General features: G+C 65.1%; 30 protein-coding genes. 13 read left to right on the top strand and 17 right to left on the bottom strand.

Annotated features, from left to right (window positions below; all coding sequences use genetic code 11):
- The first annotated feature begins 32 nt into the window (after positions 1 to 32).
- Genes QQK43_RS18575 through QQK43_RS18565 form a run of 3 tightly spaced genes read left to right on the top strand, consistent with a single transcriptional unit; the run spans position 33 to position 2,070 of the window.
- The gene (locus tag QQK43_RS18575; protein ID WP_284308959.1) at positions 33 to 626 is read left to right on the top strand and encodes a LemA family protein; all 594 of its coding nucleotides are present in this window, start codon (positions 33 to 35) and stop codon (positions 624 to 626) included.
- On the top strand, positions 623 to 1,540 hold the full coding sequence (locus QQK43_RS18570) for a TPM domain-containing protein (RefSeq protein ID WP_284308957.1): 918 nt from the start codon (positions 623 to 625) through the stop codon (positions 1,538 to 1,540). The genes QQK43_RS18575 and QQK43_RS18570 overlap by 4 nt, the downstream gene beginning before the upstream one ends.
- A 2-nt stretch (positions 1,541 to 1,542) precedes the next feature.
- Complete coding sequence (locus QQK43_RS18565) at positions 1,543 to 2,070, top strand: TPM domain-containing protein (protein ID WP_284308956.1); 528 nt, start codon at positions 1,543 to 1,545, stop codon at positions 2,068 to 2,070.
- A gap of 16 nt (positions 2,071 to 2,086) precedes the next feature.
- Here QQK43_RS18565 and QQK43_RS18560 read toward each other — a convergent pair whose 3' ends face one another.
- From QQK43_RS18560 to QQK43_RS18515, 10 genes are all read right to left on the bottom strand, one after another.
- Positions 2,087 to 2,662, bottom strand: a complete 576-nt coding sequence (locus tag QQK43_RS18560) for a cyclic nucleotide-binding domain-containing protein (protein WP_284308955.1) — start codon at positions 2,660 to 2,662, stop codon at positions 2,087 to 2,089.
- Positions 2,663 to 2,765: 103 nt separating this feature from the next.
- Positions 2,766 to 3,182, bottom strand: coding sequence for a F0F1 ATP synthase subunit epsilon (locus QQK43_RS18555; RefSeq protein ID WP_234264346.1), 417 nt, complete (start codon positions 3,180 to 3,182; stop codon positions 2,766 to 2,768).
- A 67-nt stretch (positions 3,183 to 3,249) separates the two neighbouring features.
- Complete coding sequence (atpD, locus tag QQK43_RS18550; RefSeq protein WP_234264345.1) at positions 3,250 to 4,656, bottom strand: F0F1 ATP synthase subunit beta; 1,407 nt, start codon at positions 4,654 to 4,656, stop codon at positions 3,250 to 3,252.
- An 18-nt stretch (positions 4,657 to 4,674) separates the two neighbouring features.
- Positions 4,675 to 5,541: a F0F1 ATP synthase subunit gamma gene (gene atpG, locus QQK43_RS18545; protein ID WP_284308953.1), complete on the bottom strand. Its 867-nt coding sequence runs from the start codon at positions 5,539 to 5,541 to the stop codon at positions 4,675 to 4,677.
- A 32-nt stretch (positions 5,542 to 5,573) separates the two neighbouring features.
- Positions 5,574 to 7,136, bottom strand: a complete 1,563-nt coding sequence (atpA, locus tag QQK43_RS18540; protein ID WP_234264343.1) for a F0F1 ATP synthase subunit alpha — start codon at positions 7,134 to 7,136, stop codon at positions 5,574 to 5,576.
- A gap of 56 nt (positions 7,137 to 7,192) precedes the next feature.
- Positions 7,193 to 7,723: a F0F1 ATP synthase subunit delta gene (locus QQK43_RS18535; RefSeq protein ID WP_284308952.1), complete on the bottom strand. Its 531-nt coding sequence runs from the start codon at positions 7,721 to 7,723 to the stop codon at positions 7,193 to 7,195.
- A gap of 54 nt (positions 7,724 to 7,777) precedes the next feature.
- Positions 7,778 to 8,248, bottom strand: coding sequence for a F0F1 ATP synthase subunit B (locus QQK43_RS18530; protein WP_234264341.1), 471 nt, complete (start codon positions 8,246 to 8,248; stop codon positions 7,778 to 7,780).
- A 121-nt stretch (positions 8,249 to 8,369) separates the two neighbouring features.
- A complete protein-coding gene (atpE, locus tag QQK43_RS18525; RefSeq protein WP_234264340.1) occupies positions 8,370 to 8,618 on the bottom strand; it encodes a F0F1 ATP synthase subunit C in 249 nt (82 codons plus the stop codon).
- Positions 8,619 to 8,698: 80 nt separating this feature from the next.
- Positions 8,699 to 9,577, bottom strand: a complete 879-nt coding sequence (atpB, locus tag QQK43_RS18520) for a F0F1 ATP synthase subunit A (protein WP_234264339.1) — start codon at positions 9,575 to 9,577, stop codon at positions 8,699 to 8,701.
- Positions 9,578 to 9,592: 15 nt separating this feature from the next.
- Positions 9,593 to 10,135 carry an ATP synthase subunit I gene (locus tag QQK43_RS18515; RefSeq protein ID WP_234264338.1) on the bottom strand — a complete coding sequence of 181 codons (543 nt, stop codon included), beginning with the start codon at positions 10,133 to 10,135 and terminating at the stop codon, positions 9,593 to 9,595.
- A 184-nt stretch (positions 10,136 to 10,319) separates the two neighbouring features.
- Between QQK43_RS18515 and QQK43_RS18510 the strand changes: the two genes are divergently transcribed.
- From QQK43_RS18510 to QQK43_RS18495, 4 genes are read left to right on the top strand one after another with little or no spacing between them, the layout of a single operon-like run.
- A complete protein-coding gene (locus QQK43_RS18510; protein WP_234264337.1) occupies positions 10,320 to 10,604 on the top strand; it encodes an HP0495 family protein in 285 nt (94 codons plus the stop codon).
- Between the two features lie 11 nt (positions 10,605 to 10,615).
- On the top strand, positions 10,616 to 11,311 hold the full coding sequence (gene lipB / locus QQK43_RS18505) for a lipoyl(octanoyl) transferase LipB (protein WP_284308951.1): 696 nt from the start codon (positions 10,616 to 10,618) through the stop codon (positions 11,309 to 11,311).
- A 50-nt stretch (positions 11,312 to 11,361) separates the two neighbouring features.
- Positions 11,362 to 12,375 carry a lipoyl synthase gene (lipA, locus tag QQK43_RS18500; protein ID WP_284308949.1) on the top strand — a complete coding sequence of 338 codons (1,014 nt, stop codon included), beginning with the start codon at positions 11,362 to 11,364 and terminating at the stop codon, positions 12,373 to 12,375.
- A 36-nt stretch (positions 12,376 to 12,411) separates the two neighbouring features.
- Entirely contained in the window at positions 12,412 to 13,098 is a 687-nt protein-coding gene (locus QQK43_RS18495; RefSeq protein ID WP_284308948.1) for a helix-turn-helix domain-containing protein, read from the top strand.
- Positions 13,099 to 13,176: 78 nt separating this feature from the next.
- Here QQK43_RS18495 and QQK43_RS18490 read toward each other — a convergent pair whose 3' ends face one another.
- A complete protein-coding gene (locus QQK43_RS18490; protein ID WP_284308947.1) occupies positions 13,177 to 13,530 on the bottom strand; it encodes a carboxymuconolactone decarboxylase family protein in 354 nt (117 codons plus the stop codon).
- 98 nt (positions 13,531 to 13,628) lie between these two features.
- Here QQK43_RS18490 and QQK43_RS18485 point away from each other — a divergent pair, with 98 nt between their 5' ends.
- Positions 13,629 to 14,465 (top strand): DMT family transporter, encoded by an 837-nt coding sequence (locus QQK43_RS18485; protein WP_234264332.1) that lies wholly within the window; start codon positions 13,629 to 13,631, stop codon positions 14,463 to 14,465.
- A gap of 19 nt (positions 14,466 to 14,484) precedes the next feature.
- On the opposite strand, the gene ptsP is transcribed toward QQK43_RS18485, so the two are convergent.
- From ptsP to QQK43_RS18460, 5 genes are read right to left on the bottom strand one after another with little or no spacing between them, the layout of a single operon-like run.
- Entirely contained in the window at positions 14,485 to 16,263 is a 1,779-nt protein-coding gene (ptsP, locus tag QQK43_RS18480) for a phosphoenolpyruvate--protein phosphotransferase (RefSeq protein WP_234264331.1), read from the bottom strand.
- A gap of 55 nt (positions 16,264 to 16,318) precedes the next feature.
- Entirely contained in the window at positions 16,319 to 16,588 is a 270-nt protein-coding gene (locus QQK43_RS18475; RefSeq protein WP_284308946.1) for an HPr family phosphocarrier protein, read from the bottom strand.
- On the bottom strand, positions 16,557 to 17,003 hold the full coding sequence (locus QQK43_RS18470; protein ID WP_284308945.1) for a PTS sugar transporter subunit IIA: 447 nt from the start codon (positions 17,001 to 17,003) through the stop codon (positions 16,557 to 16,559). The genes QQK43_RS18475 and QQK43_RS18470 overlap by 32 nt, the downstream gene beginning before the upstream one ends.
- Positions 17,004 to 17,014: 11 nt before the next feature.
- Positions 17,015 to 18,331, bottom strand: a complete 1,317-nt coding sequence (locus QQK43_RS18465; protein ID WP_284308943.1) for an MFS transporter — start codon at positions 18,329 to 18,331, stop codon at positions 17,015 to 17,017.
- Positions 18,328 to 18,855: a hypothetical protein gene (locus tag QQK43_RS18460; protein ID WP_284308942.1), complete on the bottom strand. Its 528-nt coding sequence runs from the start codon at positions 18,853 to 18,855 to the stop codon at positions 18,328 to 18,330. The genes QQK43_RS18465 and QQK43_RS18460 overlap by 4 nt, the downstream gene beginning before the upstream one ends.
- A 57-nt stretch (positions 18,856 to 18,912) precedes the next feature.
- Here QQK43_RS18460 and QQK43_RS18455 point away from each other — a divergent pair, with 57 nt between their 5' ends.
- The 3 genes from QQK43_RS18455 (at position 18,913) to QQK43_RS18445 (ending at position 21,241) form a co-directional block, all read left to right on the top strand.
- Positions 18,913 to 20,178 (top strand): CaiB/BaiF CoA transferase family protein, encoded by a 1,266-nt coding sequence (locus tag QQK43_RS18455; protein WP_284308941.1) that lies wholly within the window; start codon positions 18,913 to 18,915, stop codon positions 20,176 to 20,178.
- A 22-nt stretch (positions 20,179 to 20,200) separates the two neighbouring features.
- Positions 20,201 to 20,626 carry a thioredoxin fold domain-containing protein gene (locus QQK43_RS18450; RefSeq protein WP_234264325.1) on the top strand — a complete coding sequence of 142 codons (426 nt, stop codon included), beginning with the start codon at positions 20,201 to 20,203 and terminating at the stop codon, positions 20,624 to 20,626.
- A gap of 117 nt (positions 20,627 to 20,743) precedes the next feature.
- On the top strand, positions 20,744 to 21,241 hold the full coding sequence (locus QQK43_RS18445) for a TlpA disulfide reductase family protein (protein WP_284308968.1): 498 nt from the start codon (positions 20,744 to 20,746) through the stop codon (positions 21,239 to 21,241).
- Positions 21,242 to 21,311: 70 nt separating this feature from the next.
- On the opposite strand, the gene QQK43_RS18440 is transcribed toward QQK43_RS18445, so the two are convergent.
- Positions 21,312 to 21,755, bottom strand: a complete 444-nt coding sequence (locus QQK43_RS18440) for a c-type cytochrome (RefSeq protein ID WP_234267110.1) — start codon at positions 21,753 to 21,755, stop codon at positions 21,312 to 21,314.
- Positions 21,756 to 21,894: 139 nt separating this feature from the next.
- Between QQK43_RS18440 and QQK43_RS18435 the strand changes: the two genes are divergently transcribed.
- The gene (locus QQK43_RS18435; protein WP_284308940.1) at positions 21,895 to 22,572 is read left to right on the top strand and encodes a cytochrome b/b6 domain-containing protein; all 678 of its coding nucleotides are present in this window, start codon (positions 21,895 to 21,897) and stop codon (positions 22,570 to 22,572) included.
- A 76-nt stretch (positions 22,573 to 22,648) separates the two neighbouring features.
- Positions 22,649 to 23,170 carry a GNAT family N-acetyltransferase gene (locus QQK43_RS18430; RefSeq protein WP_284308939.1) on the top strand — a complete coding sequence of 174 codons (522 nt, stop codon included), beginning with the start codon at positions 22,649 to 22,651 and terminating at the stop codon, positions 23,168 to 23,170.
- Positions 23,171 to 23,301 lie beyond the last annotated feature (131 nt).

Here is a 23,301-nt window from a genome sequence, read left to right as displayed (position 1 = left end):
CGGCACATCGCCTCTTGAACGGAGTTTTCATCATGCAGCGACTCACCCTCGTGCTGATTCTGCTGTGGTCCAGCCTGCTGGCCGGCTGCGGCTACAACGATTTCCAGCGCCTCGACGAAGAAAGCAAGTCGGCCTGGGCCGAAGTGCTGAACCAGTACCAGCGACGGGCCGACCTGATCCCCAACATCGTGGCCACGGTCAAGGGGGAGGCCAACTTCGAGCAAGACACCCTCACCCGCGTCATCGAAGCCCGTGCCCGTGCCACCGGCATTCAGGTCACCCCCGAAACGCTCAACGACCCCGAAGCGATGGCGCGCTTCCAGGCCGCCCAGGGGCAACTCACCGGCGCGTTGAGCCGGCTCATGGTGGTCGCCGAGCAATACCCCAATCTCAAGGCCAACCAGGCGTTTGCCGACCTGCGCGTACAGCTTGAAGGCACCGAAAACCGCATCAGCGTGGCCCGCAACCGCTACATCCAGTCTGTCCAGGCCTACAACGTGCTGGTGCGCAGCTTTCCCTCCAACCTGACAGCCAAGGCCTTCAGCTACGCCCCCAAAGCGGGTTTCCAGGTGGCGAACGAGGCGGCCATCGCTGCCCCGCCACAGGTCGACTTCGAGAAGAAGTGATCCGCAAAATGCCCTGGCTCTGGTGGCTCGCTCTGGCGGGCTTCTGGGGCCTGTGCTTGCCGACACTCGGCCAAGCCCAGGCATTGCGCACGGTGCCCGCGCTGAACGCGCGGGTCATCGACCAGACCGACACGCTGGCTGGCACCCAACGCACCGCCCTCGAACAGCGCCTGGCCCGTTTCGAACAGGAACGCGGCACCCAGATCGTCGTGGTGATCGTGCCCACCACCGCCCCCGAGGACATCACCGACTTCACCCAACGCCTCGGCGATGCCTGGAAGATTGGCCGCACCGGCGTCGGCGACGGCCTGCTGTTCGTCATTGCCAAGGACGACCGCAGCATGCGCATCGCGCCGGCCAAGGCACTGGAAGGCGCCATCCCCGACGTCCTGGCTCGCCGGATTCTTGACCAGGCCGTCGCTCCCGCTTTCCGGCGCGGCGACTACGCTGGCGGCATCAACGCCGGCCTGGATCAGCTCCAGGCGCGTATCGCCGGCGAAGCGCTTCCCTTGCCCGCCGCGCAGCCCGACAGCCGCCCCGCCGACAGGGTGAGCGGGTTCGACCTGTTGGTTTTCATGGCCTTCGCCCTGCCCATGTTCGCTTCCGTGCTGCGCAATTTTTTTGGCAACCGCTTCGGTGCGCTCCTCACCGGTCTCGGCGCGGGCGGGCTCGCCTGGGTCTTGACTTCTGTAGCCTGGATTGCCGCAGGCGCCGGCATCGTCGCCCTGGTGGCCGCGCTGTTGCTGCCCTTGTTGCCCGTGTCTTCCGGCGGTGGCCGCGGGGGCGGTCGGGGCCCCTGGGGAGGTGGAGGCTCCTCCGGCGGCTGGGGTGGCGGCGGCTTTGGTGGCGGAGGTGGATTCGGTTCTGGCGGGGGCGGCAATTTCGGTGGCGGTGGCGCCTCCGGGCGGTGGTAGCCATGGCAGCCTGGTTCACCCTGATGCGGCACCGCTGGTGCGACAGCCGCGACACACGGCGGCGCATCCCCGATGACATGGCTGAGCGCCTGAGTGCACGCATTGGCGCCAGCGAAGCACGGCACACCGGCCAGGTCCGGATCTGCGTCGAAGCCGCCTTGCCGACCGACCTGCTGTGGCGCCAGGGGCCGCGCTGCACCCTGGCGCCACTGGTGCGCGAGCGGGCTCTGTTCTGGTTCGGGCAGTTGGGGGTCTGGGACACCGAACACAACAATGGGGTGCTGATCTACCTCTTGCTCGCCGAACAGGCCATCGAGTTCGTGGCCGATCGTGCCCTCGCCCGCCACGTGCCGCCCGAACAGTGGCAGGCGGCGGTCGATCACCTCTGCCTTCACCTGCAGGCCGGTGACTTTGAAACAGGCCTAACCCAGGCGCTCGGCGAAGTTTCTGCGCTGCTGGTTGCCCACTTTCCGGCCCAGGCCGGTCAGCCGTCGGCCAACGAGCTGCCGAACACCATCGTCCGGGTCTGAACCGTACGCTGTCCGCTCAGTCCTGGCGCGGAATGCCCGTGCGGTTGTTCATCACCACATGCAGCTCCTGCTGCAGCGCCTTGTTCATCTGGGCAAAGGTTTTGAGCTTGCGCGTCGTTTCGCGCAGGTGATCGGCCGTGCGCTTGGCGATCGCCAGCGCGAGCCGCGCGCCGACGCGGGGTTCTGCCTGCAGCAGTCGCATCATCGCCGCGCGCGACAGAATCGCCACCGACACGTCGGTGATGGCGGTACAGGTGGCCGAGCGGGGTGCCCCGTCGATCAGCCCGAGCTCACCGATCAGGCTGCCTGGCCCCTGCACGCTGACGACGATGTTTTCGGCGCCCCCCTGCCCACCTTCGACCGCCACATCCCCGTCAAGCACCAGCAGCATGAAGTCGCTGCGCTCGGCCTCTCCCTCGCGGATGAAAACCGTGCCGGCCTTGACCCGTTTGGGACGCATGTAGCGCACAACCTTCACCGCATCGGCCAGCTTGAGCTCGTCCAGTGCCGAACGGGTCACCAGCAGGTGCGCCGCCAGTGCTTCCGGCCCAAGCTCCGGGTTTTCGAACATCGAAGGCAGCGTGCTGTCCATGGGTGGAGACCTCATGCCTGGCAAGCATGCACCCCAAAAGCGCGTGCCAAACAAAAGACCGGCTCAGGGCCGGTCTTTTCAGAGATACTTCGCCAAGGACGAATCACTTCTTCTGGCGGTATTTGCGCAACGCCGCGATCTGGGCGGCCATGACAGCCAGCTCCGACGTGGCTTTGGCCAGGTCAAGATCGCTCTTGGCGTTCTTGAGTGCCTCTTCGGCGGCCTTCTTGGCCTCGCTGGCCTTGGCTTCGTCCAGATCGTGACCGCGAATGGCCGTGTCGGACAGCACCGTGATGCAGTGCGGCTGCACTTCCAGAATGCCGCCAGCGACAAACACGAATTCTTCGCCGCCGTCGGCCTTCTCGATGCGCACGGCACCGGGCTTGATGCGGGTGATCAGCGGAATGTGGCCAGGCAGAATGCCCAGTTCACCCGCTTCGCCCGGCAGGGCCACGAACTTGGCCTCGCCCGCAAAGATGGACTCTTCGGCGCTGACCACATCGACGTGGATGGTGCTCATAGGGACTCCAGTGGAAAGGGAACAGGTGGCTCGGTGGACGGGCCTCGCTCAGCGAAGCCCTGTGCCATCAGGCGACCTTCTTCGCCTTTTCGAAGGCTTCGTCGATGGTACCGACCATGTAGAAAGCCTGCTCCGGCAGGTGATCGCACTCACCGTTGGCAATCATCTTGAAGCCGCGGATGGTTTCCGACAGCGGCACGTACTTGCCGGGCGAGCCCGTGAACACTTCGGCCACGTGGAACGGCTGCGACAGGAAACGCTGGATCTTCCGGGCGCGGGCCACGGCCAGCTTGTCTTCCGGCGCCAGTTCGTCCATGCCCAGAATCGCGATGATGTCGCGCAGTTCCTTGTAGCGCTGCAGCGTGCCTTGCACGGCGCGGGCGGTCTCGTAGTGCTCCTGGCCCACCACCAGCGGGTCCAGCTGGCGGCTGGTGGAGTCCAGCGGGTCCACGGCAGGGTAGATACCCAGGGCGGCGATGTCACGCGACAGCACCACGGTGGAGTCCAAGTGGGCGAAGGTGGTGGCGGGCGACGGGTCGGTCAAGTCATCGGCCGGCACATACACGGCCTGGATGGAGGTGATCGAGCCGACCTTGGTCGACGTGATCCGCTCTTGCAGCCGGCCCATTTCTTCGGCCAGCGTCGGCTGGTAGCCCACGGCCGAAGGCATGCGGCCCAGCAGGGCAGACACTTCGGTACCGGCCAGGGTGTAGCGGTAGATGTTGTCCACGAAGAACAGCACGTCACGGCCTTCGTCGCGGAAAGACTCGGCGATGGTCAGACCGGTCAGGGCCACACGCAGACGGTTGCCCGGGGGCTCGTTCATCTGACCGTAGACCATGGCCACCTTCGACTCGGCCAGGTTCTCCAGGTTCACGACGCCGGAATCGGCCATTTCGTGATAGAAGTCGTTCCCTTCACGGGTCCGCTCGCCCACACCCGCAAACACCGACAGACCCGAGTGCGCCTTGGCGATGTTGTTGATGAGTTCCATCATGTTCACGGTCTTGCCCACACCGGCACCACCGAACAGGCCCACCTTGCCGCCCTTGGCGAACGGGCACACCAGGTCGATCACCTTGATGCCGGTTTCCAGCAGTTCTTGCGACGGCGACAGTTCGTCGTACTTCGGCGCCTTCTGGTGGATGGAGGAAGTCAGGCCCTGATCGATGTCGCCGCGCTCGTCGATCGGGTTGCCCAGCACGTCCATGATGCGCCCCAGCGTGGCCTTGCCCACGGGCACCGTGATCGGCGCATGGGTGTTGGTCACCTGCATGCCACGGCGCAGGCCGTCGGACGAACCCAGCGCAATGGTGCGAACGACGCCATCACCGAGCTGCTGCTGCACTTCCAGCGTCAGGGTGGAGCCTTCCATCTTCAGGGCGTCATAAACGCGCGGCATCTGGTCACGGGGGAATTCCACGTCCACCACGGCGCCGATGCACTGAACAATCTTGCCTTGTACTTGAGCCATTTGTCGCTCCAATAAAAATTAAACTGCGGCGGCGCCGGCCACGATCTCGGACAGCTCTTTGGTGATGCCGGCCTGACGGGTCTTGTTGTAGACCAGCTTGAGCTCGTTGATGACGTTGCCTGCGTTGTCGGTGGCTGCCTTCATTGCGACCATGCGTGCCGACTGCTCGGATGCCATGTTCTCGGCAACCGCCTGATAGACCAGCGCCTCGACGTAACGCACCAGCAACTCGTCGATCACGGCAGGCGCGTCGGGTTCGTAGATGTAGTCCCAGTCACCGCCTTTGGCGCCTTCCTGCAGGTCGGCGGCCGACAACGGCAGCAGCTGTTCCACCACAGCTTCCTGCTTCATCGTATTGATGAACTTGGTGTAGCTCAGGTAGACGGCGCTGATCCGGCCCTCGGTGTATGCATCGAGCAGCACCTTGACGGGGCCGATCAGTTTTTCCAGATGCGGCGTGTCGCCCAGGCTGGTCACGCTGGACACCACCTTGGCACCGACCCGGTTCATGAAGCCCAGACCCTTGTTGCCAATGGCCACCACTTCGGCGGACTGGCCCTTGGCCTGCACGTCCTTGAGCTGGTTCGTCACGGCGCGCAACACGTTGGTGTTGAGACCGCCGCACAGACCCTTGTCCGTGGTGACGACGACAAAACCCACGGTCTTGGCGTCGTTCGACTGCATGAACGGGTGCGAGTACTCCGGATTGGCCTTGCTCAGGTTGCCCGTGATCTGACGCACCTTTTCGGCATAAGGCCGGGCCGCACGCATGCGGTCCTGCGCCTTGCGCATCTTGGAGGCGGCCACCATTTCCATGGCTTTGGTGATCTTCTTGGTGTTTTCCACCGATTTGATCTTGCCGCGGATTTCCTTGCCTGCTGCCATTGCTGCTCCTTAAGCTGGGATCAATGGGCGGTTCAGTACGTACCGGTCTTCTTGAAGTCGGCGATGGCTGCGGTGAGCTGGGCTTCGGCTTCCTTGTCCTTGTCCAGCGCCTTGCCGGCTTCCATCTTCTGCAGCAGGGCCGCGTGCTTGTCCTTCAGGAAGGCATGCAGCCCGCCTTCGAACGACAACACCTTCTTGACCTCGATATCGTCCATGAAACCCTTGTTCACGGCGAACAGCGAAGCTGCCATCAGACTGATGGGCAGCGGTGCGTACTGAGCCTGCTTGAGCAATTCGGTCACGCGGGCACCGCGGTCGAGCTGCTTGCGGGTCGCTTCGTCCAGGTCGGAGGCGAACTGCGCGAAAGCAGCCAGTTCGCGGTATTGCGCCAAGTCGGTACGGATACCGCCGGACTGCTTCTTGATCAGATCGGTCTGCGCGGCACCACCGACGCGCGACACCGAAATACCGGCGTTGATGGCGGGGCGGATACCAGCGTTGAACAGGTTGGTTTCCAGGAAGATCTGGCCGTCGGTGATGGAGATCACGTTGGTCGGCACGAAGGCGGACACGTCACCAGCTTGCGTTTCGATGATCGGCAGTGCGGTCAGCGAACCGGTCTGGCCCTTGACCTCACCCTTGGTGAAGGCCTCGACGTAGTCAGCGTTCACGCGGGCAGCGCGCTCCAGCAGGCGGCTGTGCAGATAGAACACGTCACCAGGGTAGGCTTCGCGACCCGGCGGGCGGCGCAGCAGCAGCGACACCTGGCGGTAGGCCACGGCCTGCTTGGACAGGTCGTCGTACACGATCAGGGCGTCCTGGCCGCGATCGCGGAAGTACTCGCCCATGGTGCAGCCGGAGTAGGCCGACAGGTACTGCATGGCAGCCGACTCGGAAGCCGAGGCGGCCACGACGATGGTGTAGTCCATCGCGCCGGCCTGTTCCAGAGCACGCACCACGTTCTTGATGGACGACGCCTTCTGGCCGATGGCGACGTACACGCAGGTCATGTTCTGACCCTTCTGGTTGATGATCGCGTCGATGGCCACCGCCGTCTTGCCGGTCTGGCGGTCGCCAATGATCAGCTCGCGCTGGCCACGGCCAACGGGCACCATCGAGTCGATCGACTTCAGGCCGGTCTGCACGGGTTGGTCCACCGACTTCCGGGCGATCACGCCCGGGGCGACCTTTTCGATCACGTCGGTGAGCTTGGCGTTGATCGGACCCTTGCCGTCGATCGGCTGGCCCAGCGCGTTGACCACGCGGCCGATGAGCTCGGGGCCCACGGGCACTTCCAGAATGCGGCCCGTGCATTTCACGGTGTCGCCTTCGGAGATGTGCTCGTACTCGCCCAGAATCACGGCGCCCACGGAGTCACGCTCGAGGTTCAGCGCCAGGCCAAAGGTGGCAATGCCGTCCTTGGTGGCCGGGAATTCGAGCATTTCACCCTGCATCACGTCGGAAAGACCGTGGATGCGCACGATGCCGTCGGTCACGGACACCACGGTGCCCTGGTTGCGCACATCGGTCGAAGCGGCCAGGCCCTCGATGCGGGACTTGATCAGTTCAGAAATTTCTGCGGGATTGAGTTGCATGACTCTTTCCTTCTTTCGTTAAAAGGATGCGGACCAGGGGAGTGAGTCCCTTGGGCTCAAGCCGTCAAGGCCACTTTCATTTGTTCCAGCCGGGCCTTGACCGACGTGTCGAGCACCTCGTCCCCCACCACCACGCGCACACCCCCGATCAAATCGGGTTGCAGCTGGACTTGCAGGTGGAGCTTGCGACCAAAGCGCTTTTCCAGAACACCCGCCAGCTCCGCGAGGGCGGCGGCATCGATGTCGAAAGCGCTGTAGACCACGGCATCGGACGTGCCCTGCTGCGCATTGACCAGCGCGCGAAACTGCGAGGCCACCTCGGGCAAAGCCGTGAGGCGACCGTTTTCGAGGACCGTGCGCAGGAAGTTCTGGCCGATCGTTGGCAGCGCCGACTTGAGCACGCCGGTGATGACACCGAAAACCTGCTCGGCGGAAAACTTCGGGTTGTCGGCAAACTGGCGCAACTGGTCATTGACCGCAACAGCGGCCAGTTCATCGAGCCAGGCGCAAGCGCCTGCCGCGTCGGCGCCCGCAGCCTTGAACAGGGCTTCGGCGTAGGGGCGGGCAATGGTGGCGAGTTCAGCCATGTTCTACCTTTGGGAAGCAGCGTGTGTCTGGAGGAGCGACAAGAGCCAAACGGCTCAGAGCTCGGTCTTCAGGCGGCCCAGCAGCTCGGCGTGAACACCGGCGTTGACCTCGCGGCGAAGGATCTGCTCGGCGCCCTTGACGGCCAGTGCAGCCACTTCTTCGCGCAGGCTCTCGCGTGCCTTGATCACTTGCTGTTCCGCCTCCTGGCGGGCAGCAGCCACGATCTTGGCAGCCTCGTCCGATGCACGCGCCTTCGCTTCCTCGATCAGGGTCTGGGCGCGGCGCTCGGCATCGGCCAGACGGGTGGCCGATTCGTTGCGCGACTGGCTCAGTTCGGCCTCAACCCGCTGATTGGCAACCGCCAGCTCGGACTTGGCCTTGTCGGCCGCAGCCAGGCCTTCGGAAATCTTCTGCGCACGCTCATCCAGCGCCTTGGCGATCGGGGGCCACACGAACTTCATCGTGAACCACACCAGGATCGCGAAAACAATGGCCTGCGCGAAGAGGGTTGCATTGATATTCATCGCAACGCCTTTCTGTGTGTTGTCAGGGGAAGAATCGATCTTGCAGGCGTGTCGACCAGGCTGGCAACGGATTGAGAAAACCCGATTTCCGCCGCACCTGCCGACACCGACGACAAGTCGATCAGGCCAGCACGAAGGGGTTGGCGAAAGCGAACAGCAGAGCGATGGCCACGCCGATCAGGAAGGCAGCGTCGATCAGGCCGGCCAGAATGAACATCTTGGTTTGCAGGTCGTTCATCAGTTCGGGCTGGCGAGCGGACGATTCGAGGAACTTGCCACCCATCAGGGCGATACCGATCGAAGCGCCGATGGCACCCAGACCGACGATGAGACCGCAAGCCAGAGCAACCAGACCCAGAATGTTTTCCATGATGACTCCTATTGAGATGGGGAAAAGTTAGAAAGGAAACGAGAGAGAAAAACCGATGCGTCGCGGGTTAGTGCGCGCCTTCAGTGCGCATCATGTGCTTGCCCCAGGTAAATGAGAGCCAGCATCATGAAGATGAACGCCTGCAAGGTGATGACCAGGATGTGGAAGATGGCCCACACCGTGCCGGCGACCAGGTGCCCGATGAAGAACAGGCCTCCGCCCAGCGACAGGGCGGCATAACCACCGAGCAGCGCAATCAGCATGAAGACCAGTTCGCCCGCGAACATGTTGCCAAACAGCCGCATACCATGCGACACCGTCTTGGCGATGAATTCGATCATCTGCATCAGGAAGTTGACCACCCCCAGCAGCACAGCCCAGACCGGGTTCTTGCTGGTGCCGAAGGGGGCACTCACCAATTCATGGGCCCAGCCACCCAGCCCCTTGATCTTGATGTTGTAGAACAGGCAGAGCAGCAGCACCGACACCGAGAGACCCAACGTGGTGGACAGATCGGCCGACGGCACGACGCGCAGGTACGCGTGATGCGGATCGTGCCCGGTGGCCGCGTAATACTCCGACCACAGGCGGGGCAGCAAGTCCACTGGCAGCAGATCCATGAAGTTCATCATGAAAATCCACAGGAACACGGTCAGCGCCAGCGGAGCGATCAGCTTGCGGCTCGTGGCGTTGTGGATGACGGCCTTGGCCTGGTTTTCCACCATTTCGACCAGCAGCTCGACGGCTGCCTGGAAGCGCCCCGGCACACCGGCATGGACCTTGCGAGCCGCCAGCCAGAGCACAAAGCAGACCAGCGCGCCAAGGATGATGTTGACCACCACCGAGTCGATGTTGATCACCGAAAAATCGATGATCGACCCCTGCTTCTTGTTGGACAGGTGAACGAGGTGGTGGCGAATGTATTCGCCGGGGGTGGGTCCAGTACCTTCAGCAGCCATGTTCGTTTGTGTCAATCAACCGATGTTTACTTGACGGCGGCGGGCCTGGAACCAAAATCCAAGCCAGTACACCTTCAAAGCCAAAATCAGGCCAGCCAGAAGGCCGAGCCAACTGAGATCCGGGATCACCTTGGGCGCTGACCAGAGCATGGCCACCGCCAGAAGGATCTTCACCCCTTCCCACAGCAAAAAGCCGACAAACGCCGCCTGAGCAACGCCTGCCAACCACCGGGACAAGGCACTGGAAGTCACCCCGTAGACCATCAAGGCCGAAGGAATCACCACCGCTGCCGCACCATAGAGAACCGAAACCGCCACCGACATTCGCTGCGTCAGCAGCCACGCCAGAAAGCCCGCCACGATTCCCACCAGCCCTTGCACCCCGACCAGCCGCCAGAGCGATAACTCTGGCTGGCCCGCCCGCCACTGCTGCGCCTGTTCGCGCGTCAGGGGCTTGAATTCAGTTTCTTGCTCCCCATCTTCCCAGGAACCCCCTGCTGCCTCCGGATCACGGGCCGGCAACGACGGCCTGGAAGGAGGCCCGGACATTGTCGACATGAAGGATTACAGACGGGTTACAGGTTTAAGGCGGTTTGCAAAGCCTCCCATTATACGTAGAAACCCCATGGATTCATCAATCCCCGGGAGACGGCTGCTGTGTCCGGCCGCAGCAGCCGTCTCCCACGCGATCTAACATCGGCATTTTCACGCCCGCTCCCCCGGCCTCTCAGGTGCGATAGCCATGCAAATCCCCCCCGACATTCCTCCCGAGCAGTCCCTCATCGAGTACCCCTGCCGCTTCCCCATCAAAGTGATGGGCGCGAACGTGGAAGGGTATGCAGCAGCCATGATCCACATTGCCCGCTCGTTCGAGCCCGAGTTTGACCCCGACTCCGTGGAGCACCGCCCGAGCAGCAGCGGCAACTACCTCGGCCTCACGCTCTCCGTGTATGTCACCAGCCGCGAACAACTCGACGAGCTGTACCGCACGCTCACCACCCACCCGATGGTCAAGGTGGTGCTGTAACCGCACGCCCGATGATCGCGATACGAGCGCTGGGGCAGGTCGGGTACCTGCCCACCTACGAAGCCATGCAGGCTTTCACCGCCGAGCGGCTGGCGGACACACCCGACGAGCTTTGGGTGTGCGAGCACCCGCCTGTGTTCACCCAGGGGCTGGCCGGCCGCGAAGACCATCTGCTGGCGCCGGGCAACATCCCCGTCGTGAAGACCAACCGCGGCGGTCAGGTCACTTACCATGGCCCTGGCCAGGTGGTGGCGTACCCCCTGATGGATCTGCAACGCGCCGGTTATTTCGTCAAAGAGTACGTCTACCGCATCGAAGAAGCGGTGATCCGAACGCTGTGGCACTTTGGCGTGACCGGCCATCGCGTCGCTGGCGCACCGGGCATCTACGTGCGACTGGACGATCCCGCCGACCACGCCCTGCTGCCCCAGCGCCCCACCCGCGAAACTGCCCAGGGCCAGCCGGCCGGCCCCGACTTCACGGGCCTGGGCAAGATCGCCGCGCTGGGCATCAAGGTCAGCCGGGGCTGTACCTATCATGGTGTCTCGCTCAACGTCGCCATGGATCTGCAACCCTTCTGGCGCATCAACCCCTGCGGCTACGCTGGCCTGCAGACGGTGGACCTTTCTACAATCGGGGCTGCCGTTTCATGGGATGAAGCGGCCCAGGTGCTGAGCCAGAAGCTCACCACCACCTTGGCGCCCTGACAACCTGCCGGCGCCCCTCCCCGGTTTTTCCGCGCTCAGGCGCCCCCGACATGACGCACCCCGACACGCCCACGGCCCCTCTCCCGGACACGACCGTTCGCGAGGCCCAGCCCGCCGCCAGCTACGACCCCACGGCCAAGCAGAAGAGCCAGGCCAAGACCGCGCGCATCCCGATCAAGATCGTGCCGGCCGAGGTGCTCAAGAAACCCGAGTGGATCCGCGTGAAGGCCGGCAGTCCGACCACCCGCTTCTACGAGATCAAGGACATCCTGCGCAGCAACAAGCTCGTGACGGTGTGCGAAGAAGCCAGTTGCCCCAATATCGGTGAATGCTTCGGCAAGGGCACGGCCACCTTCATGATCATGGGTGACAAGTGCACGCGCCGCTGCCCGTTCTGCGACGTGGGGCACGGCCGCCCCGATCCGCTGGACACGGACGAGCCGGAGAATTTGGCCAAGACCATCGCGGCGCTCAAACTCAAGTATGTGGTGATCACCAGCGTGGACCGCGACGATCTGCGCGACGGCGGCGCAGGCCATTTTGTCGCCTGTATCGAAAAAACGCGCGCGCTTTCCCCCGAAACGCAGATCGAGGTGCTGGTGCCCGACTTCCGGGGCCGCGATGATCGCGCACTCGAAATTCTCAAGGCCGCGCCGCCGGACGTGATGAACCACAACCTGGAAACCGTGCCGCGCCTCTACAAGGAGGCCCGCCCGGGCTCGAACTACGAGTTCAGCCTGAATCTGCTCAAGAAGTTCAAGGCCCTGTTTCCCGACGTGCCGACCAAGAGCGGCCTGATGGTGGGCCTGGGCGAAACCGACGACGAAATCCTCGAGGTGATGCGCGACATGCGCACCCACGGCATCGACATGCTCACCATCGGCCAGTACCTCGCCCCCAGTGGCCACCATCTGCCGGTGCGCCGCTACGTGCACCCGGACACGTTCAAGATGTTCGAGGAAAAGGCCTACGCAATGGGTTTCACCCACGCAGCCGTGGGCGCCATGGTCCGCTCCAGCTACCACGCCGACCAGCAGGCACACGGCGTGCTGAACAAGGGCTGAGCCCGGCCTATCCGGGCAATCCATCCATCGAGGCCTATGCACGCGACGCCCGACCGGCTTTCCGTGCGCCAGTACGGTGCCCCGGCTGGCAGCCATGACCACGAGCACAGCCAGATTCTGCTGGGCCTGGAAGGCTGGCTGGAACTCGACGTGCAGGGCCATGGCCACCGCATCGGCGCCGGGCAGGGCCTCGTGATCGCCCCGGGCGAACACCACGACTTTGAATCGCGTGCGGGCGCACGTTGTCTGGTGCTCGACTCGCACGACCCCGCGTGGCTGGGCCTTGCCAGCACCCGCCCGTCCGCGCACACCGTGTCGCTGGCCCGGTACTTGGCCCAGGCCTGCATCGCCAACCTGCCCCGCACACGCCTGCTGGGCCCGGCGCTGTTGTTGGAGGCGTGGGCTCCCCACCGATCAGCCCGGCCGCCCGAGCTGCGCCGCGCCATCGACTGGGGAATTCTTCGGGCGTGGGCACAACAGCACCTGCACGCCGAACTGCGCGTGGCCGATCTGGCAGCACAAGTCCACCTGAGCCCTGCGCAGTTCGGTGCCCGCTGTCTGCAGGAGCAAGGCCAAAGCCCCATGGCCTGGCTGCGCGGCCTGCGACACCAGCAAGCGCGGCGGCTGCGTGCCGAGGGATGGTCTGTGGCAGCCGTCGCGCGGCAATGCGGCTATCGGTCACCCTCTGCCCTGACTGCCGCCCTCCGACGGGCAGACACCTGACACCCGCGTTCCGCGACGAAGCGCAAGCGGTGCACGACGCTGGCATGCGCCAGACTGGCCCCTGTCGTGCGGCCGTGATCAAACGGGTGTTGGCGCCAGCTTCTCCCAGGCCGCCAGGGCTTCGGCCGCATACATCAGGGCCGGGCCGCCACCCATGTACACACAGACTGCCAGCATTTCTTCGAACTCCGCCCGCGTACAGCCCAGGCGGTGGAGCGCCTTGACGTGAAAGCCGATGCACCCGGAGCAACGCTGCGTGATACCGATGGCCAACGCCATCAGTTCTTTGTGGCGGGCGCTGATGGCGCCATCGGCCATCGCGGCCTTGGCTAGGGCACCAAAACCGGCCATCGCCTCCGGTTGTGCCTTGCGAAAGGACGCCAGGTTTTCGTTGAGATTCTGAATCAGACTCTTGTGATCAAACGTACTCATGCCATGGATCTCCTTATACCGGCACCAGTATCAGCCATTTTCCCGCCAAGCACCTTGTCATCGATCAACACCCGCCCTGCCCGGACACCGCCTCTGCCATGAATGCCAACCTGCTCGCGCTGGGCGCCATTGCCCTCTGGGCCTCATTGGCTGCACTCGGTGTCGCCCTCGCCCACGTACCGCCGTTCCTGCTGACCGGGTTGTCGCTGCTCATCGGCAGCCTCATCGCGCTGCCGTTGTCGCGCTTCGACTTCCGTTTGTGGCGCGTGCCCTTGTCGACGCTGGCGCTGGGCGTCTACGGCCTGTTCGGCTTCCACTTTCTGCTGTTCATCGCGCTGCGGCACGCCCCTCCCGTGCAGGCCAATCTGGTCAACTACCTCTGGCCCTTGGGCATCGTGGTGATGGCACCGCTGTTTCTGCCGGGACTGGCACTGACCCGGCGACATCTGGCCGCCGCCTTGACCGGTTTCGCCGGCGCCGTTCTGGCGATCCTGGGACGCGGTGGCGACGGCACCGAAGCGGTGTGGGCCTGGGGCTATGTGCCGGCCCTGGGGTCGGCCTTCATCTGGGCCAGCTATTCGCTCATGACCCGGCGCGTGCGGGCCTTTCCCACCGCCGCCATCGGCAGCTTCGCCCTGGTCTCGGGCCTGCTGTCCCTGGCCTGCCATGCCCTCCTGGAGCCACCCGTCATCCTGAGCCTCCAGGACCTTGCCCTCATCGCGCTGCTGGGGCTGGGGCCACTGGGTGGTGCCTTCTTTCTCTGGGACGCAGCGCTCAAACGCGGGGACGCTCGGCAGATCGGCGTGCTGAGCTTTCTCACGCCCCTGCTGTCGACCCTGACCCTGCTGGCGCTGCGCGGCGAGCGCCCCAGCCTGTCGGTGGCATTGGCCGCGGCCATGATCATCGGCGCCGCGATCGTCGCCACCCGCCGCTGACACCCTGCACGGTGCGCGTTCAGTCGGCCATGAGGGCTGCGGGATCTTCCGCCGCCAGCACGCTCTGCGCCCAGGTGGCCAGCTTGCCGGTGTCGCTGCGCAGGATCTGCTGCTTGACCGCCAGGATCTGTGACGGGTGCATGGAAAAGCTGCGCAAGCCCAGACCGAGCAGCAACCGGGTCATGCTGATGTCGCCGGCCATTTCCCCGCACACGCTGACGCCCTTGCCGGCATCGCGCGCCTGGGTGATGCACGAGGCCAGCAGGTGCAGCACCGCCGGGTGCACCGGGTCGTACAGGTGGGCCACGGCCTCGTCGGCGCGATCGATGGCCAGCGTGTACTGGATCAGGTCGTTGGTGCCGATGGAGAGGAAATCGAAGTGGCGCAGGAACAGCGGAATGGTCAGCGCCGCGGCCGGCACCTCGATCATGGCGCCCAGCCGAACGGGCCCATAGACCTGGGCGCGGGCATCGAGCTGCTCGCGCGCCTTGTCGATCAGCGACAGCGTCTGCCGGATCTCGCTGGCGTGGGCCAGCATCGGAATCAGCAGGTTGATCGGCCCATGGGCAGCGGCGCGCAGCACGGCACGCAACTGCACCAGGAACATGGCCGGGTCCGCCAGGCTCCAGCGAATGGCGCGCAGCCCCAGGGCGGGGTTGAGGTAATCGTCGGCGGAGCGGCCCGCCCCCCGGTCCAGCGGCTTGTCGGCCCCGACGTCGACGGAGCGAATGGTCACCGGCAAGCCCTGCATGCCATCCACCGCGCGCCGGTACGCCTGGTACTGCTCTTCCTCGTCAGGCAGCTTGCCGTCACGCCCCATGAACAGGAATTCGGTGCGAAACAGGCCCACGCCCACGGCCCCGGCCTTGAGTGCCGCGACCGCATCATCGGGCTGCTCGATGTTGGCCAGCAGCTCGATGCGGTGGCCGTCCAGCGTGACGGCCGGTGTGTTTTTCAGGCGCGACAGCCGCTCGCGCTCGATCTCGCCCTGGCGCTGCTTGTAGCCGTATTCCGCCAGCACCACGGGCGAAGGGTCCACCACCACAAGGCCGGCGTCGCCATCGATGATGACCCAGTCATCCTGCTTGACGAGGTGGCTGGCCGAGCGCGCGCCCACCACCGCCGGGATGTCCATGCTGCGCGCGACGATGGCCGTGTGGCTGGTTTTGCCCCCGACATCGGTGACGAAGCCGGCAAACACGCTCTGCTTGAACTGCAGCATGTCGGCCGGGGACAGATCGTGCGCAATGAGCACCAGCGGAATGTCCAGATCCGGCTCGGGCGGCGCCACGATGCCAGGTGACGGGGCCGGCGCTGGTGGCAGCGGGGGCGCCACCGGCGAAGCGACGCCACGCATCACCCGGAGCATGCGCTCGACCACCTGCTCCAGATCCGACTTGCGCTCGCGCAGGTACGGATCCTCCATCTCCTCGAACTGGCGGCACACCACCTCCAGCTGCGACGTCAGCGCCCATTCGGCGTTGTAGTGGCGCTCCACGATCCACTGCTTGACGCCGGCCGTGAGCTGCTCGTCCTGCAGCAGCATCAGGTGCACATCCAGCAAGGCCGCCAGCTCCGGATGCGCATCGTTGGGACCGAGTTCGGCCAGGCTCTGCTGCACGCGCACGATCTCTTCGGTCACCGCGTTGCGCGCCAACCGGAGGCGCTCGATCTCGGTGTCGAACTGGTCGGCCTTGACGAAATAGTGGGCGACGTCGATGCGACTGGACGCCACAATGACTGCCCGCCCGATGGCAATGCCCCGGGAGACAGCCAGGCCGTGTACGGTAAAGCTCATTGCCCGCCCGCCTTCCCCCGGCGGGCCCGCTCAGCGCAGCACGCAGCGCTCACGCTCATTCGCCTTCGCCGAATTTGTCGTTGACCAGGGCTATCAGGGCATCCATCGCCTGCTGTTCCTGGGCGCCGTTGGTTTCGATCTCGACCGAGGCGCCAATCCCCGCCGCCAACATCATCACCCCCATGATGCTCTTGGCATTGACGCGACGCTCGCCGCGTGACATCCAGACCTCGCAGGGGAAGCTGCCAGCCAGCTTGGTGAGCTTGGCCGAAGCCCGGGCATGCAGCCCGAGCTTATTGCTGATGGTCACGGTGGTCTTGATCATGATGTTGTCTTCTCGCCTGATTCTGGGGGGCGGTCACTGCCACCTGGATCACGCCCTGGGTGGCGCCGATCATGGCGCGCGAGATGAGCGCGTCCAGCGACTCGTGCCGGTACGACACGGTGCGCAGCAGCATGGGCAGGTTCACGCCGGTAATGAGCTTGGAACGGACACCATCCACCAGCCGCTGCGCGACGTTGCAGGGCGTGGCGCCGAACACGTCGGTCACCACCAGCGCCCCCGGGGTGCCGAGCATGCGCAGCATCATGCGCGCCTGGGCCAGCGACTCCTCGGGCGGCACATTGGGCTGCACGTCCAGCGCGGCGACGGTGTCGGCGCAATCAGGGAACACGTGCAGCACACACTGGCGCAAAGCCGACGCCAGGGGCGCGTGCGCAATGATGAAGATGCCGTTCATGGCTGTGCAGTTTAGCGGGCCGGCCGCCGGTTGGCGCGCCGCCAGGCCAGCCAGAACATGACGTAGCCAGCGACACAGGCCAGCCAGAACAGGCCCATGGCTCCGCGCAGACGCTGACCACCATCGCCCAGAAACACCAGAGCGTCCGCCGCCAGCCCGATCGCCCACTGCATCGCAAACACACCGGCAAAAATCACCAGGTTGTAGGCAGACAAGGCTTTGCCGGCCACATGGGCCGGCAGTGCCATGCCCACCGCCGGCTGTGCCAGCGCACCGAACGTGCTGGTCATGCAGAACGCGGCCCAGAACCCCCAGCCCGCATGACCTCCCAGTGCCACGATGGCACCCAGCACGCCCAGCGACAGCGGCATGCCCCAGGCGATCAAGCGCTCGGCGCTCCAGCCCGCCCGCACCAATCGCGGGTTGAACACCCCCCACAACCAGAAAGCCGTCAGCATGCTGAGGTTGATCCCGAACAGCCCCTGCGCGGCCCCAGCCGGCGTGTAACCGGTCACCTGCACCATCCAAGGGCCTGCCCACAGGGTCTGGATCGCGATCATGCCGCCGTAGTTGATGAACCCGATGGTCACCATCTGGCGGAAATAGGGGTGACGGGCGATTTCTCCGTACCCCATGGGCGCGTTCGGCGCTTCCTCGGCGTCTGCCGCTGGTGAGGCCGACGGCAACTGCCAGGCGGGCACACGCAGGCGCAGCACCAGCATGGACAGTGCGATCAGCACAGCCAATCCCCAGAACAGACCCCGCCAGCCGAGCTGCGGCAGCAGCCACTGCACAGGCAACGTGGCGGCAACCATGCCCAGCGAGCCGGTCATCAGCATCCAGGAGTTCGCCCGCAGTTGCAGTGACGGTGGCAGCCAGCGGCGAAAGCCGGTGAGCGGTGCCATCAGGCAGGCACTGACGCCCATGCCCGTGAGCACCCGAGCGGCCAGCAGCCCCCCGAAGCTCGTGGCCAGCGCAAAGGCCGCACAGCCGGCCACCGCCACGGTCAGGAACGCCAGAATCACCCGCCGGGGCCCGAAGCGGTCCAGCCAGGTTCCCAGCGGCAGTTGGGTCAGCGCGAACCCCAGAAAGTATCCGCCGGCCAGCAGCCCCAAGTCCCCGGCGTGCAGCGCCAGTTCCTCGCTGAGGATGGGCGACAGGGTGGCCGTGACGGCACGCACCAGCGCCGACAGAAAGTAGGCCAGGGCAAACGCCAGAAACACCGCGACCGCCGTGCGTGCGGGCAGCCGCTCGGTATTCACTGGCGCGGGACCGAGCGGCTGGTCGCTGGCCCCCGCGGAGCGGGTCGTGGAAGGCGTGCGTTTCATGAGCCGGACAACCGCAGACCGGTGAAGAAAGGCTCGGTCACCGCGTCGGGCAGTTGCGCGCCATAGACCGCCGCCTGAAAGATCCAGTCTCCCTGCGCAAAATACACGGTCTGGTTGAGCACCGGTTGGTTGCGGTGGTCCCGCCCTTCGGCGCGCACGCCCAACACCGGCGCTGCGCCGGCCACGGCGACCTCCCACCGGGTCGCCGCCTCGTCGACGGATTCGGCGCGCAGGGATTTCAGCCCGGCCAGCCGCCAGCGTTGCAGGGCCTGTGGCGCCAGGCCAGGGTCACCCAGCCGGGCCCAGCCCAAGGCAAACGTCTGCCCACCGGCTTCGCAACTGGCCAGGTGCAACACCACCGGCGATGCCGTCAGCGGCACCGGCCGTTCGGCCAGATCGGGCTTGCAGGGCAGCAGCGCCCACAGCGGCGCGCCGTCGGCGCGCCATTCGCGCCAGTTGTGGGTCGGGCTACAGGCGGCCATCGACAGCACTGCGACGGCTGCCAGCCACCGGTATCGAAGCAAGGAACGTCTCCTGGAATTCAGCGCCCGGCCTGCCGCCGGGTCGCGCACAATGCGGCCATGAACGCTCTGGATGGTATCCGCATTCTCGATTGCTCACGGGTGCTGGCCGGCCCCTGGTGCACCCAGACCCTGGCCGATCTCGGCGCCGATGTCGTCAAGGTCGAGCGCCCGTCAGGCCCGCAGCATCCCGGTGGCGACGACACGCGGGGCTGGGGACCGCCGTTCCTGCGCGGACGCGATGGTGCCGACACCGGAGAAGCCGCCTACTACCTGGGCGCCAACCGGAACAAGCGCTCCATCACCTGCGACCTCGCTGCTCCCGGCGGCCAGGCCCTGATCCGTGAACTGGCGGCGCAGGCCGATGTGTTCGTCGAAAACTACAAGGTGGGCGACATGGCCCGCTACGGCCTTGACTACGCCAGCCTGAGCGCCCTCAATCCGCGCTTGGTGTACACCTCCATCACCGGCTTCGGCCAGACCGGCCCTTACAAGGACCGCGCCGGCTACGACTACGCGATCCAGGGCATGGGCGGCCTGATGAGCGTCACCGGTGAGCGCGACGACCGGCCCGGCGGCGGGCCCCAGAAAGTGGGCGTGGCCGTGGCCGACCTTTTCACCGGCCTGTACGCCACCGTGGCCATCCAGGCCGCCCTGCGCCACGCCGAACGCACCGGTCAGGGCCAGCACATCGACATGGCCCTGCTCGACACCCAGGTCGCGATGCTCGCCAACCTGGGCGCCAACTACCTCGTCCGGGGGCAGGCCGACGGCCAGGTACCTCAGCGCCAAGGCAATGCCCACGCCAACATCGTGCCCTACCAAGTGTTCGAGGTCGCCCCCGATGCGCAAGGCCTGGCCCAGCACATCATCCTGGCCGTCGGCAACGACGGCCAGTTCGCCAAGTTCTGCGACGTGGCGGGCCGGCCCGAACTGGCGCAAGACCCGCGCTTTATGCGCAATCGCGACCGGGTGCAGCACCGGGCCGAGTTGGTACCCCTGCTGGAAGCCCTGATGAAAACCCGCGCCAAGGCCGACTGGCTTGCGGCCCTCGAAGCGGCCAAGGTGCCCTGCGGCCCCATCAACAACCTGGCCGAGGTGTTTGACGACCCACAGGTTCAGCACCGCGGCATGGTCCACACCTGGCACCATCCGCTGGCCGATGCGGTGTCGCTTGTGGCCAGTCCCCTCAAGCTCAGCACCACGCCCGTTCGCAACGACCTGCCCCCTCCCTTGCTTGGCGAGCACACCGATGCGGTCTTGACCGAATGGCTGGGCTATCCGGCCACGCGCATCGAGCAGCTGCGTCGTGACGGCGTTGTCTGATCCCTTTCCTCTGGAGCGTTTCATGGCCACCGCCTCCCCCCAACCTGCCGCCGAGTTGCCCAGCCCGGCCTCCCTGCGCGGCGTGGCACAGACCGCTGCAGCCCGCGGTGAGCCGCTGGTGGTGATGACCTCACTGGCAGGCTGCCCCTACTGCGACATCGTCCGCAAGCACTATCTGCTGCCCATGCGCCGCGAAGGGCTTGTTCAGGCCGTACAGATCGACATCCTCGACCGCACCAGCAACCTCCAGGGCTTCCGGGGAGAAAACACCACGCCGGCCGAACAGGTCAAGCGCTGGGATGCCCGCGTTGCCCCCACCGTGCTGTTCTTCGGCCCGGATGGGCAGGAACTGGCCGAACGCCTCGTTGGCGTCGCTGTCCCCGATTTCTACGGCGAATATCTCGAAGCCCGCCTTGAAACGGCACGCCGGCAATTGACCCGCCGCTGATCTCAGGCTCGATGCCTTGCGTACACTGTGCACCGGCCGACGAAGGGAATGAACTCTCGCGGCAAGCCCCGATCTCACCCCCCCATGAAGCCCTCGCAACCGTCTTTCTTTCTGCCCATGCGGCGTCGCATGGGCCTGACCCTGCTGGCGCTGAGCGCCCTGGCCGCCCTGGGTCTTTCCGGCTGCGGCACCCGCGACGCGGCGCCTCCGTCCACGTTTGTGCTGCTTGACGGCAGCAGCACCACCACCGAGGCGCTCAAGGGCAAAGTCACGCTGGTGAATTTCTGGGCCACCACCTGCGTCACCTGCGTCAAAGAGATGCCGGCCCTCGTGGCCACGCACCAGAAATTCAAGGACCGCGGCTACGAAACCGTGGCCGTTGCGATGAGCTACGACCCGCCCGCCTGGGTGGTCAACTTTGCCCAGACCCGCCAGTTGCCCTTCAAAGTCGCCCTGGACAACACCGGTGAAATTGCCCAGGCCTGGGGTGACGTCAAGCTCACGCCCACCTCCTACTTGGTGAACAAACAGGGCCAAATCGTCAAGCGCTATGTCGGCGAGCCCGATATGGCCGCCCTGCACAAGCTGATCGAGGATCTGCTCGCCCAGAGTTGAGCCAGCCGCCCCGCTCGCCCATGAAAAAAGCCGGTTGATACCGGCTTTTTTCATGGGGTGGTCTGCGGCTTCAGTTGCGGAAGGCGTCGTGACAGGCCTTGCAGGAGGCGCCTGCATTGCCCACCGCCGCCTTGATCGCATCCAGGTTACCGGTCTTGGCGGCAGCGGCCACCTTCGCCACTTCGCCCTCGGCACGGCTCGCCGCTGCCTTGAACTTGTCCTGTTCCTTCCAGATGTCCGAATCGGCCTTGCCGCCTTCCGTGCCCGGACCGAAACCGACCCAAGGCTGCTTGATCAGCTCGGCCGCGCGGGCTGCACTGCTCTCGGCCACCCCCGCATCGAAAGCGGCACGCCCGTTGGCCATGTCGGCCACCCGCTTGAAGTTCTGCTGCAGCTCCTTCAAGGTGGCCTGACGGAACTTGATGGCTTCCTGGGCGTTGGCAAAAGTGGGTGTTTCGGCCAGAGCCGAGACGGACAGGGTGGCGGCGACAGCAAAAGCGGCGATGGCTTTCATAAGTACTCCTCAGCGTGGGTCAATGGAATGGACAGGCACAAAAAACCATTGTGACTGACCGGGCATGCGCCCCGAAGTTCCGGGAACCCCGTGCCCGCCAATGTCTCCATAATCAACTTCGCAGCATTTGGAGCCTGACATGCCTACCCTTCGCGTCTGGGACCTGCCCACCCGCCTCTTTCATTGGGCGCTGGCCTTGTCGGTCATCGGCCTTGTCGTGACCGGCAATGTGGGCGGGTCGTGGATGAACTGGCATTTCCGCTTCGGCTACACGGTGTTGGCGTTGCTGATCTTCCGTGTCGTCTGGGGCTTTGTCGGCGGACACTGGTCGCGCTTCTCCACCTTCGTGCGTGGCCCCGGCGAGGTCCTCGCCTACCTGCGTGGAAAAAGTCGGTCCGAGCACCACATCGGCCACAACCCCCTGGGCGCGCTGTCGGTGCTGGCGCTCCTCACCATGCTCGCGGTGCAGGTGGGCACCGGGCTCTTTGCCGATGACGAGATCGCGCTCGCCGGCCCTTTTGCAACGCTGGTGTCCAGCGACATGGCCGGCAGCATCACCCGCTACCACAAGGGTCTGGGCAAGCTCTTCGTGATCCTGCTCGTGGTTCTGCATCTGGCCGCCATCGTCTTCTACCGGTTGTTCCGCCAGAAACGCCTCGTGCGCGCCATGATCTCGGGGGACCAGGAAGTCTCCGCCAATGCCGAGCCCTCGCGAGACAGCACAGGCACTCGCTGGCTCGCGCTCGCCCTGTTTGCCCTCGCTGCGGTGGCCGTGTACGCCCTGGTCGATTTCGGTTACGCCGCCGCAGGCTATTGATCCCCGGCCTCGCGCCTGCAGGGCCTCCAATGGCCACTGCCGTATAGTTCGGCCTGAAACACCGCGCCCCAGCCGCATGCCGCCCGACCCCTCCCACACCGCCGACATCGCCTTGCGCGTCGCCACTTCGCCGGAAGATATCGAGGCTGTGCGCGCCTTGTTCATCGACTATCAGGCCCACCTGGGTATCGATCTTTGCTTCCAGGGTTTTGACGCAGAGTTGCAGGCCCTGCCAGGCGCCTATGCCGCCCCCACAGGCCTCCTGCTCCTGGCCACGGTCGACGGTCAGGCCGCCGGCTGCTGCGCATTTCGTGCCTTGGACAACTCGGACCATCTCAACGCCTGCGAGATGAAGCGCCTCTTCGTGCGCCGCGCGTATCGCAGCTTCGGACTCGGACGTCGGCTGGCCGAGGAGGTGCTCTCGCGCGCAACCATCGCCGGCTACACCACCATGCTGCTCGACACCCTCAGCGACATGGAGGCCGCCCGTGCCCTCTATGAGGACCTGGGCTTTGTCGAGGTCGCGCCGTACTACCACAACCCGATTGCGGGGGCGCACTACCTCATGGTCGATCTGAGCAACGCCTCGCGGCTCTAGCAGGCTGTTGAAATTCAGCGTTTTCGAGTGAAAACACTACCTTCCGATCAGCGTCTGCGGCAGATGACTTGTTTGGTTGGCACTTGAAGCAGCCTTGCAGTGCGAGCAATCGCTCGCCAAGGCTGTCTGTT

It is taken from the genome of Hydrogenophaga electricum, from assembly GCF_030160815.1.
In the GTDB taxonomy this organism is placed as follows: domain Bacteria; phylum Pseudomonadota; class Gammaproteobacteria; order Burkholderiales; family Burkholderiaceae_C; genus Hydrogenophaga; species Hydrogenophaga electricum.
This window is presented reverse-complemented; position numbering and strand designations above follow the sequence as displayed.